This window comes from Oscillibacter sp. (genome assembly GCF_028693505.1).
Classification (GTDB): domain Bacteria; phylum Bacillota; class Clostridia; order Oscillospirales; family Oscillospiraceae; genus Oscillibacter.
The window spans coordinates 1-9,288 of record NZ_JAQUVF010000046.1 but is presented as its reverse complement, the minus strand read 5'-3'; the positions used below and the strand labels follow the sequence as shown (position 1 = coordinate 9,288).

Annotated in this window: 9 protein-coding genes; 4 read left to right on the top strand and 5 right to left on the bottom strand. The window is 58.5% G+C overall.

The features are described from left to right. The coding region (locus tag PHI30_RS10000) for a DUF4368 domain-containing protein (protein WP_300027309.1) at positions 1-1,227 on the top strand (1,227 nt) is incomplete at its 5' end. Between the two features lie 81 nt (positions 1,228-1,308). On the opposite strand, the gene PHI30_RS09995 is transcribed toward PHI30_RS10000, so the two are convergent. Further along, positions 1,309-2,328: a low specificity L-threonine aldolase gene (locus PHI30_RS09995; RefSeq protein ID WP_300027306.1), complete on the bottom strand. Its 1,020-nt coding sequence runs from the start codon at positions 2,326-2,328 to the stop codon at positions 1,309-1,311. Positions 2,329-2,512: 184 nt separating this feature from the next. On the opposite strand from PHI30_RS09995, the gene PHI30_RS09990 reads away from it, so the two are divergent. From PHI30_RS09990 to PHI30_RS09980, 3 genes are all read left to right on the top strand, one after another. Next, positions 2,513-2,995 (top strand): DUF4358 domain-containing protein, encoded by a 483-nt coding sequence (locus tag PHI30_RS09990; protein WP_300027304.1) that lies wholly within the window; start codon positions 2,513-2,515, stop codon positions 2,993-2,995. A gap of 75 nt (positions 2,996-3,070) precedes the next feature. Next, complete coding sequence (locus tag PHI30_RS09985; protein WP_300027302.1) at positions 3,071-4,465, top strand: MBOAT family O-acyltransferase; 1,395 nt, start codon at positions 3,071-3,073, stop codon at positions 4,463-4,465. Between the two features lie 14 nt (positions 4,466-4,479). After that, complete coding sequence (locus PHI30_RS09980; RefSeq protein ID WP_300027299.1) at positions 4,480-5,595, top strand: DHHW family protein; 1,116 nt, start codon at positions 4,480-4,482, stop codon at positions 5,593-5,595. A 67-nt stretch (positions 5,596-5,662) separates the two neighbouring features. Here PHI30_RS09980 and PHI30_RS09975 read toward each other — a convergent pair whose 3' ends face one another. From PHI30_RS09975 to PHI30_RS09960, 4 genes are read right to left on the bottom strand one after another with little or no spacing between them, the layout of a single operon-like run. Then, positions 5,663-7,102 (bottom strand): pyruvate carboxylase subunit B, encoded by a 1,440-nt coding sequence (locus PHI30_RS09975; RefSeq protein WP_300027296.1) that lies wholly within the window; start codon positions 7,100-7,102, stop codon positions 5,663-5,665. A gap of 11 nt (positions 7,103-7,113) precedes the next feature. Then, positions 7,114-8,424, bottom strand: coding sequence for a sodium ion-translocating decarboxylase subunit beta (locus PHI30_RS09970; protein ID WP_300027294.1), 1,311 nt, complete (start codon positions 8,422-8,424; stop codon positions 7,114-7,116). 18 nt (positions 8,425-8,442) lie between these two features. Then, positions 8,443-8,787 carry a biotin/lipoyl-containing protein gene (locus PHI30_RS09965; protein WP_300027291.1) on the bottom strand — a complete coding sequence of 115 codons (345 nt, stop codon included), beginning with the start codon at positions 8,785-8,787 and terminating at the stop codon, positions 8,443-8,445. Positions 8,788-8,812: 25 nt separating this feature from the next. Next, entirely contained in the window at positions 8,813-9,070 is a 258-nt protein-coding gene (locus tag PHI30_RS09960) for an OadG family protein (RefSeq protein ID WP_300027289.1), read from the bottom strand. Positions 9,071-9,288 lie beyond the last annotated feature (218 nt).

Genomic DNA, 9,288 nt, shown 5'->3' with positions numbered 1-9,288 from the left:
AATGAGTGGTACGCGAAAGACACCAGCAAGAAAATCCGCGCCGTGTTCCGTGCAAAAGGTTTGAGTGGCAAACGCCTGTCCACCCATGCGCCGTATGGCTATGTACGGGATGCGGACGGCAATCTGCTGGTGGATGAAGAAGCAGCCCCGGTGGTCAAACTGATTTTTCAGCTTGCCGCAGAGGGGCAAGGCCCCGGCAAAATTGCAAGGCACCTGCGGGAAATGGAAATCGTCACACCCGGTACACTGGAGTTTGAACGCACGGGGCGGACAATCAATTATGACCCGGCACAGCCCTGCTTTTGGACTTCCAGCACGATTGTGAAAATTTTAGAGCAGCGTGATTATTTGGGCTGTACCACAAATTTCAAGACCACAAAGAAGTCCTACAAGAGCAAGAAGAAGATTGAAAATTCGCCTGAACAATGGGCAGTATTTGAAGGCACTCATGAAGCCCTTGTTTCAAACGAACAGTGGGAAATCGTTCAAAAGAACCGGGAGAACCGCCGCAGACCCACCAAAATGGGTGACATGGGTATGTTCTCCGGCCTGCTGTACTGCGCGGACTGCGGCCACCGGCTGAACCTCAACCGCACCAGCTCATGGGCGAGGGAGCAGGACAACTACACCTGCGGCGTTTATAAGCGGAAAAAGGGCGAGTGCAGCGCACATTACATTCGGTCTGTTGTTTTGGAGCAGCTTGTGCTTGATACGCTGCGGGAGGTCATTTCCTTCGCCCGTGAACAGGAGGACGAATTTGTGCAGATGGCGATGGAGAACAAGCTGGCAAGCCAGCTGGCAGAGCAGTCACAGGCAAAAAGGCTCTATGAGCAGCAGTCCCGCCGTATCTCCGAAATTGACGCCATTATTAAACGGCTTTATGAGGACAACATCACCGGCAAGTTGAGTGATGAACGCTTTTCCAAAATGACGGCGGATTATGAGCAGGAGCAGGTAGGCTTGCAGGAGAGCGTCGAGGAACTCCGTAAAGTTGTAGATGAAAACGAACAGCAGACGGTCAACATGGACAGCTTTTTGAAAATCGTCCGAAAGTACACCGTGCCGGATAAGCTCTTTCCCGAACTGCTGAACGCTTTTGTTGAGAAAATCCTGGTGCATGAAGCGGACAAGTCCAGCGGCCACCGCACCCAGCAGATTGATATTCACTTCAATTTTATCGGAGAAATCCCCATGTCCCACGCAACGGACAAAAAAGAGACGGCGTGATATGCCACAGCACATCACGCCGTCTCTCCCGGCAAGTGAACATCCTTATGAACACCCACCGTTTAGGGCGGACTTTTTCGTTCAGCAGGCGGCGAGGTCTTTTAAAAAGGCGTCCACCGCATCTTGGGGTGTTGCCCAGCTGGTGACCAGCCGGATGCAGGTGTGCGCATCGTCCACAGCGTGATCGATCTCGAATTCGTACCCCTTGGCCTGCAGCGCCGCCACTGCCGCATTGGGCAGGACGGGGAACTGCTGGTTGGAGGGAGAGGCCACGGGGAAGGGGAAGCCCAGCGCGGCGATGCCGTCGCGCAGGCGGAAGGCCATGTCGTTGGCGTGGCGGGCAATTTCAAAGTACAGCCCGTTTTCCAAAAGTGCCTGGAACTGGATGCCAAGCAGCCGTCCCTTGGCCAAAACGGCGCCCCGCTGCTTCATGTGCCAGCGGAAGTGCGCGCAGGGGGTCCGCAGCACCAGCGCTTCGCCGAAGAGCGCGCCGTTTTTGGTGCCGCCGATGGTAAAGACGTCGGTGAGCGCGAATAGATCCGGCAAGGTGAGGTCGTTTTCAGGGGAGGTGAGGGCGGAGCCGAGTCTGGCGCCGTCCAAAAAGAGCAGCAGATCATGGGCGTCGCAGCAGCGGCGCAGGGCGGTAAGCTCCGCCTTGGTGTAGAGCGTGCCGATCTCCGTGGTATCGGAGATGTACACCACCCGGGGGAGGACCATATGCTCCGAGCTGTGGGCGGAGAGCACGGACTCCACCAGAGCCGGCGTCAGCTTTCCGTCGTTGGAGAGGGCGGTGCAGACCTTGTGGCCGGTGGCCTCAATGGCGCCGGTTTCATGGACGTTGACATGACCGGTGTGTGCGGCAATCACCGCCTCATATGGACGCAGCAGGGCGTCGATGATGACCAGATTGGCCTGCGTGCCGCCCACAAGGAAATGGATGGCGGCGTTGGGCGCGGCGCACAGATTGCGGACGAGATCGGCGGCGGCCATGCACCGGGGGTCCAGACCGTAGCCGCAGGTTTGCTCCAGATTGGTTTCGCAAAGGGCTTTCAGAACAGAAGGATGAGCGCCTTCGCTATAATCGTTGCGAAAACTGTACATGAAATTTCCCACCTCTTTAAAAAGTAACAAAATGATGTTGCAATCATACCCCCGTTTGGGTATAAATGCAAGGAGGGGAAGGAAAATTATGCTTTTTGGGAATACTGATGAAAAAGACGGGAACTTTTTTTCCGGGCATTTCGTCTCCATATACGAAAACCTCGAAAAAAGAAAGGAAACAAAGATGAAAAGATTGATGATGCTGGCCATGGCGGCCGTGATGCTAGTGGGGCTGCTGAGCGCCTGCGGCAGTAAGAAGAGCGAGACGGTTGACGCGGATTTGGACGAGTTTTATGATGATTTAGAGGATTCCTACGGGTGGGACGACAACTATCTGGTGGATATCGAGGGCGAGATGCTGGAGAGTTACTATCCCGGACTTGCCGATATTGAGACGGAGCAGTTCGTGGCAAAAACGCCCATGATGAGCGCAACGGTCAACGAAATGGTGTTTCTGCAGTGCAAGACGGAAGAGGACGCGGTCAAGGCCGGCGCCATTTTGCAGGACCGCATCGACGCCCAGGCCGATGGCGGCGCATGGTATCCCGAGTCTATGGAGGCATGGTCCAAGGGGACAGTGATCCAGCAGGGAACGTATGTGGCGATGATCGCCTCCGCGGAGCATCAGGATGAGATCGCGGAGAAGTTCAATGCATTGTTTGCCTGATAGAAACATTCAGTGGAACAGCCGCAGCGGCGCTGCGGCTGTTTCCTTCCTGCTTTGGAAGGGAGAGATGGACCTTTGATATTCAGTAGTCTGACCTTTTTATTTGTCTACCTGCCGCTGACGCTGGCGCTGTACTTCCTGACGCCGCTGCGGTGGCGGAATCTGGTGCTGCTGGTGGTGAGCCTGTTTTTCTATGGCTGGGGAGAGCCAGTGTACATCACCATTATGATCCTCTCCATCCTTATCGACTATATCCACGGACTTCTGGTGGAAAAGTACCGTGCAAATGACCGGAAGGCCCGGTGGTTTGTGGGACAGTCGGTGGTGTTCAATTTGCTGCTGCTGGGCTTTTTTAAGTATTGGGATTTCCTTGCGGCAAACCTTTCCCTGATTCCCGGCGTGAGCTTGCCGCAGTTTGGCATTCCGCTGCCCATCGGCATTTCCTTCTTCACCTTCCAGACCATGAGCTACACCATCGACGTCTACCGGCAGGATGCGCCGGTGCAGCGGAGCATGGTGAAGTTCGGCGCGTTTGTCACCATGTTTCCCCAGCTGATCGCGGGGCCTATCGTCCAGTATAAGCAGGTGGCGCGGGAGCTGGATCACCGGGTGAACACCACGGAGGATTTTGCGCTGGGCGCTCGGCGCTTCACCGTGGGCCTTGCCAAGAAGGTGCTGCTGGCAAACTCCATCGGCGCGCTGTGGGAGGCGTGCCTTGCGGCCCAGAGTGCCGGAACACTGACGATGGTGAGCGGCTGGATGGGGCTTTTAGCCTTCGGCTTCCAGATCTACTTCGACTTCTCCGGCTATTCCGACATGGCCATCGGACTGGGGCAGGTTTTTGGCTTCCGCTTCAATGAAAACTTCAACTACCCCTACCTCTCCACCTCCGTGACGGAGTTCTGGCGGCGGTGGCACATGTCGCTCACCGGCTGGTTTCGGGAGTACCTGTACATTCCTCTGGGCGGAAACCGGGGCGGTACGGTCAAGACGCTGCGCAACATCTTTATCGTCTGGCTTTGCACCGGCTTCTGGCACGGCGCCAGCTGGAATTTCATCCTTTGGGGCATGTATTTCTTCCTGTGGCTGATGGTGGAGAAGTATCTGCTGCGGAGCGTGCTGGCAAAGACCCCCGCCGCCGTGAAGCATTTTTATACCCTTGTGGTGGTGTTCGTGGGTTGGGGACTTTTCGCCATGGAGAATTTGCGTGTGTGCGGAAGCTACCTTGCCGCCTGCTTTGGCGGCGCGCCCCTTTGGAGCGCGGCGGACGGATACCTTCTGCGCAGCTACGGCGTCACCTTCCTTGTGCTGGCGGCGGCCTCCACCACCCTTGGAAAGCGGGGGTGGGAAAAGCTGCCCGGAAAGGTCCGGGCGGTCCTGACGCCGGTTTTGATGGCGGCGGGACTGGTGGTCTGCACCGCCTATCTGGTGGATGGCAGCTACAATCCCTTTTTGTATTTTAGATTTTAAAGGAGGACGGTCTGATGACAAAAGCATACAGCCGTTTTCTGACGGCTTTTTTCTGCCTCTTTCTGGGAGGTCTTCTCGCATGGCACCTGTTTTTGCCGGACCGTGACCGGTCCGAGACGGAAAACCGGACGCTGGCCCAAGCCCCCGCCTTTTCGTGGGCGGCGCTGGTGAACGGCAGCTATACCAAGGGCGTGGAGGACTACGTGGCGGACCAGTTCCCCCTGCGGGACGACTGGACCGTTCTCAAGGCCCGGGCGGAGCAGCTGATGGGGAAAAGCGAATTCAACGGCGTCTATCTCTGCGGCGACACGCTGATTTCCAAGGTGGAGACGCCGGAGGCGGCGCAGGTGGAGAAAAATCTCACCTACATCCAGAAGCTGGCGGAGAAAACAGACGTTCCGGTCAGCCTTGGCATCATCCCCTCCGCGGCGGAGATTTGGAAGGGGAAGCTGCCTGCGGGTGCCGAGAGCTGGGACCAGACGCTGCTGCTGAACGCGGCGGCGGGAACGGGACTTCCCACGGTGGACTTTAAAGGTGCGCTGGAAGCCCACGCTTCGGAGCCGATTTTCTACCGCACGGACCATCACTGGACCACGCTGGGAGCCTTTTACGGCGCAAATGCGCTGCTGGAGGCGCTGGACAAAGCGCCGCTGGAGCAGGCGGATTTCACCCCGGAAACCGTCAGCGACGATTTTAGCGGCACGCTCTACTCTACCTCCGGTATCCACTGGCTGACGCCGGATACCATGGAGTTCTGGGTGGGGGAGGAGGGCCTTTCCGTCACCTCCTGGCGCACGGGAGCGCCGGAGGCGGCGACGCTGTACGACCGCTCCTACCTGCAGGTGAAGGACAAATATTCCGCCTTCCTCGGCGGCAATCAGCCGCTGTGCGTGGTGAAAAACGAAGCCATTCCGGACGGCGAAAAAATCCTTGTGGTGCGGGACTCCTATTCCGACGCGCTGGCGCCGTTTTTGACGCAGCGCTTCTCGGAGGTCCATCTGCTGGACCTGCGCTATTACCGGCTGCCGGTGGCCCAATACGCGGCGGAAAACGGCATCGACCGGATCGTCGTATTGTACAGCGCACAGAATTTTGTGACAGACAAGAATCTGGTGCTGCTGACGCAGTGAAAAAAAGGACGCCCATCGGGCGTCCTTTTTTTATGCGGTAAGCGGCGTGCGATAGCAGCGCTTGCGCTTATCCCTTGTATTCGACGTACAGCTTGCGAACGGCGGCGGGGTCGTCCTTGGGCGGCTCTGCGGTCTTGGGCGGTTCCTTCGGCCCATCCCGCCACGCGAGAAATTTGGGGGCCACCTGGGGGAACAGCGCGAGAGAGAGCACATCCTCGTCGCTTTTGGCGATCTCCCGGAATTCCTCCCGGTACTTGGCAACCTCCGGCTCCAGCAGGTCCGCCGGGCGGCAGGTGATGACCTCCTCCGGCGCAATGCCGGCCTTGGCCCGGACGGATTCGTTGACCGCGCCGGGGAGCTTTCCGTACTCGCCCCGGAGCATGGCCTTGGACTCCTTGGTGAAGGTCTTGTACCGCTCGCCGGAGATGATGTTCATGACGGCCTGAGAGCCGACGATCTGGCTGGAGGGCGTCACCAGCGGGGGATAGCCGTAATCCGCCCGGACCCGGGGGATCTCCGCGAGCACGTCGTAATACTTGTCCTCCCGCCCCGCCTGCTTGAGCTGGGAGATCAGGTTGGAGAGCATGCCGCCGGGCACCTGATAGAGCAGGGTGTTGGTGTCCACGTTCAAAACCTTGGGATCCAGAGACCCTTCGTCCTTGAGCTTCTTCGCCACGGTGCGGAAGTGGGCGGCGGCCTCGCTCATTTTGGTGAGGTCCAGACGGGTGTCCCGGGCCGTGCCCTGCAGCGTTGCCACCAGCGATTCCGTGGCGGGCTGGGAGGTGCCGTTGGCAAGGGGAGAGAGGGCGGTATCCACAATGTCCACCCCCGCCATGGCGGCCATCAGATACACCATGTCGCCGGTGCCGGTGGTGTTGTGGGTGTGGAGATGGATGGGGACGGACACCGTCTCCTTGAGCTTTTTCACCAGAGAGTAAGCGTCCATGGGCAGCAGGAGGTTCGCCATATCCTTCACGCAGATCACGTCCGCGCCCAGCTGCTCCAGCTCCTTGGCCAGCCTTACAAAGTACGCCTCGTCGTGGATGGGGGAGATGGTGTAGCTCATGGCGGCTTCTACGATGCCGCCGTATTTTTTGGTGGAGCGGATGGCCTGCTCCAGATTGCGCACGTCGTTGAGGGCGTCAAAAATGCGGATGATGTCGATGCCGTTTTCAATGGACTTGCGGCAAAAGGCGTCCACTACATCGTCGGCATAGTGCTTGTAGCCCAGAATGTTCTGGCCACGGAAGAGCATTTGCAGCTTCGTGTGGGGAAGTGCTTTGCGCAAAAGGCGCAGACGCTCCCACGGGTCCTCGTTCAAAAAGCGCATACAGGCGTCGAAGGTGGCGCCGCCCCAGCACTCCAGAGACCAGTAGCCGATGGAGTCCAGCACCTCGCAGGCGGGCAGCATATCCGCAAGGCGCATACGGGTGGCGGCTTGAGACTGGTGGGCGTCCCGCAGGATGGTGTCTGTGATCTGGAGGGGTTTGTTTGATAAAAATTCCATAAGGGCCTCCTTTAACCGAAGAGGGAGATGAGCACGCCCGCCGCGATGGCGGAGCCGATCACGCCCGCCACATTGGGACCCATGGCGTGCATTAAAAGGAAGTTGCCGGGATTGGCCTCCTGCCCGACCTTTTGAGAAACCCGGGCGGCCATGGGCACGGCGGACACACCGGCAGAGCCGATGAGGGGATTGATCTTCTCCTTGAGGAACAGGTTCATGATCTTGGCCAGCAGCACGCCGCCGGCGGTGCCGAAGCCGAAGGCCACGATGCCCATGCCCAGAATCGCCAGCGTCCGCAGGCTGAGGAAGGTGCTGCCGGTGGCGGTGGCGCCAACGGACACGCCAAGGAAAATGGTGACGATGTTGATGAGCTCATTTTGCACGGTCTTGCTCAGCCGCTCGGTGACGCCGCACTCCCGGAAGAGGTTGCCCAGCATCAAACAGGCGATCAGGGGACCGGCGGAGGGGACCAGCAGCGCCACGAAGATGGTGACCACGATGGGGAAGAGGATCTTCTCCTTCTTGGAAACCTGTCGCAGCGGCTTCATGACGATCTCGCGCTCCTTTTGCGTGGTGAGCGCCTTCATGATGGGCGGCTGGATGACAGGCACCAGCGCCATGTAGGAATAAGCGGACACCGCGATGGGACCCAGCAGGGCCGGGGCCAGCATGGCGGTGACAAAGATGGCCGTCGGGCCGTCGGCTCCGCCGATGATGCCGATGGAGGAGGCCTCCTGCCCGGTGAAGCCGATGAAGCGGCAGCCTACGTAAGTCATGAAGATGCCCAGCTGCGCGGCAGCGCCCAGCAGCAGGCTTTTGGGATTGGCGATCAGGGGGCCGAAGTCGGTCATGGCGCCAACGCCCATGAAGATCAGGCAGGGGTAAATGCCCAGCTTGATGCCAAGGTAGAGAATGTCGATGAGGCCTACGGACACGGTGACGGCCTTGACGGCGGTTCCTGCCGCCAGCGCCGCTGCCTGGGCGCTCTCCAATGCCTGCCACCACGGGGCGAGCACCGCCTCCGCCACGCCGTCATTTGCCAGCGCGGTCAGAAAATCCGGGGTGATGGCGCCGCCGCCAAACAGATCCCAGTGGATGTGTCCGCCCGCGAAGAGGATCTCGTTGTACATATTCGCGCCCGGCAGGTTGGTGATGAGAATGCCGAAGGCGATGGGGACCAGCAGCAGCGGCTCAAACTTTTTCACGATGCCAAGATACAGCAGGATGCAGGCAATGCCGATCATGATGAGGCATTTCCAGTTGCCGCCTTGGGTAAATTGGTAGAAACCGGTGCTGGTGATAAAATTCAGGATCGCTTCCATATCAGTGCCTCCGGTCCGTTATTGGATCACGCACAGCAGCGTTCCGGATTCCACACTGGCGCCCTTGGAGACGCTGACGGAGACCACGTTGCCGTCCCGGGGGCAGAGAATCTCATTTTCCATCTTCATGGCCTCCAGCACCAGCAGGATCTGCCCGCGTTTGACCGAAGCACCCGGGGCGACGTTGACGGAAAGAATGGTGCCAGGCATGGGAGCGGTCACGGATTCTCCGCCCGCGCTCACCGGTGCGGCGCTCACCGGTGCGGGAGCTGCCGGAGCGGCGGGTGTGGGAGCTGCCCCGGTCAATTCCTCCAGCTCAATTTCATAGGGGGTGCCGTTGACGGTTACACGATATTTCTTCATGGTGATTTTCTCCTTCTCTCAATCCTTACAGCTTTTTCATGGATGTGATCCGGATCCCGGTGATATCCGTGCCGAGTTCCTCCGCGATGGCGGCGGACACGGCTGCAACCAGCTCCTGCCGGTCGGGTTCCGGAGCGGCGGGAATGGCGGTCTGACCTTCCGGAGTGGGCTGCTTGCGGCCGCAGAGGCGACTCATGAGTGTTGTCAGCGCAATCAGACAGATCAGACCAAAGAACACGGTTCCCATGCCCATCAGGCAAACAAAAATGCTGGAATAGTCCATATGCTGCCTCCTGAGGTGTGATTTACATGTATTGTATCAATTTTACGCAAAGAAAACAACTGCTGTTGCCAAAATTTACTTAAAAACGACTTGTGTGAATGTCAATGAATATTTGAGCCAGGTGCTAGCGAATATTAGAGCCACTTTTGCTAACGAATACTTGAGCCACCTGACCAATTTGTGCTACTCAACACTTGAGCCACTTTGCGTTTCCAACA